Below are 1,643 nucleotides of genomic sequence, written 5' to 3' on the forward strand. Positions count from 1 at the left end.
CGACCCGCTCGGCCTCACCCCGCAGCCCAACCCCTACACCTACGTCGCGAACCCGCACACCTTCGCGGACCCGCTGGGCCTGGCGGCCCACGACCTGCGGATCTTCGGCAGCAGGTTCTCCGGACGGCACAACCAGGCCGCCACCTCGCTGCGACCCAGTTTCTGGCGACGGCTCTTCAGGCGACCGCACCACATCGAGGAGGGCCACGGCTTCTCCGGCGTCTACGACCCGGTCACCAGGCAGTTGGAGGCGCGGCTGAGCAGCGGGCCCCGCGCCCTGGTCGACCGCTTCGGCGGGCACGGGCAGATCAACCGGGACCTGTTCGACGGCTCCCGTGAGGCGGTGGGCTTCGTCGCGATCATCAGACGCAACGGCATCGAGATGCGGTGGAACTCGGCGAGCGTCAACATGGCCAACTTCGGCGACCGCGCCGCCCCCCAGCAACTCCGGCCCGAGATCGTCCAGGCCATTCAGGACCTCACCGGGCGGACCGTACTGTGAGGGGCATGTGGAAGCGGACGCTGCGGATCGGCGGGCTGGTCGTCCCGCCGCCCCTGGCCGAACTGGTCAGGTCGGGGCGGTGGGTGGCACCACGGGACGACCGGGTGCTCACCGAGGTGTTCGGCGAGGAGCCCGAGCAGCCCGAGTTCTACGGCAAGGCCATGTTGGTCAGGCAGAACGCCTCCTGGCAGGCGCTCCGGGCGGACGAGGTGGCGGGGATCGACACGGCGCGGACCGTCGTGATCGGCGACCTGGGTCCCGACATGCCGTTCGTGCTGGACTACCGGACGTCCCCGGACGACCCCCGGGTCCTCTACCTGGGGGGCCCGGGAGACGTCCGCTGGCGGCAGGTCGCCGCGAACGCCGCCGAGTTGATCGACCGGCTGTACCGGCGGTGACCGTCCCGGCGCCGGTCAGTCGCCGAGGACGTGACCGATCAGGACGCCCGCCAGGTCGGGCGCGAAACCGGTGGGGTTGCTGAGGGCGAGGGTGTTGGCGCCGCGCTTGAGCGTCACCGGGACGGCGAGGGACCGGAAGTCGGTCCAGGAGTAGGTGGTGCGGAACGTCAGCCGGCGGGGCGGCCCCTCGTCGACGCGGAGGTCCGCGGTGCGGGAGATCACGTCGGCGTTGTAGTCGTGGTCGCCGGGGCCGCGGTCGTCGTTGGCGTAGTGGAGGAACAGCAGGTGCCGGCCGGCGCGCTGGGCGTCGACCGTCCACCGGGCCTCGGTGTCGGGGCCGCCGAGCCAGCCGAGGTGACCGCCGACGAGCCTGGCCCGGCCGGTGACGGCGGCCGCGCCCGCCGCGTAGCCGGCGATGCCCGCGGTGTCGCCGGCGCCGGTCACGTCGAGGGAGCGCACGGCGGCGGGTCCGGTGGCGGTGATCCGGTTGTTCCCGGCCTGGAGGAGGACCCGCAGCGGCCGGTCGGGGGCCGCGGTGAGCGTGGCGCCGTGCACCGCCAGGGCGAGCGGGCCGCCGATGTGCCGGGCGGTCAGGGTGTAGTAGCCGTCGCGCGGCGCGAAGACGTCGAAGACGACGCCGTCGGCGTCGCCGAGGACCAGCGCGCCGGTGCCGGTGCCGGCCGAACTGCCGTACTCGTGGCGGGGGTCGCCGAGCGGGTCGGCGAGGGTGGCCGGGTAGCGGG

At 73.8% G+C, this 1,643-nt stretch carries 2 protein-coding genes and 1 pseudogene; 2 read left to right on the forward strand and 1 reads right to left on the reverse strand.

Annotated features, from left to right (window positions below; translation table 11 throughout):
* A partial coding sequence (locus E1283_RS37845) for an RHS repeat-associated core domain-containing protein (protein ID WP_165956372.1) occupies positions 1 to 502 on the forward strand: 502 nt, incomplete at its 5' end.
* Positions 503 to 507: 5 nt separating this feature from the next.
* A complete protein-coding gene (locus tag E1283_RS35995; protein ID WP_132822363.1) occupies positions 508 to 900 on the forward strand; it encodes a hypothetical protein in 393 nt (130 codons plus the stop codon).
* 15 nt (positions 901 to 915) lie between these two features.
* On the opposite strand, the pseudogene E1283_RS37850 reads toward E1283_RS35995, so the two are convergent.
* Positions 916 to 1,643 (reverse strand): annotated as a pseudogene (locus E1283_RS37850) (CBM35 domain-containing protein); the annotation flags it as partial.

Source organism: Streptomyces hainanensis, assembly GCF_004348415.1.
Lineage (GTDB): Bacteria > Actinomycetota > Actinomycetes > Streptomycetales > Streptomycetaceae > Streptomyces > Streptomyces hainanensis.

Bases quoted from the DNA above. Each gene is read 5' to 3' on its own strand.
- E1283_RS35995 (WP_132822363.1), top strand. From the start codon at position 508: ATGTGGAAGCGGACGCTGCGGATCGGCGGGCTGGTCGTCCCGCCGCCC.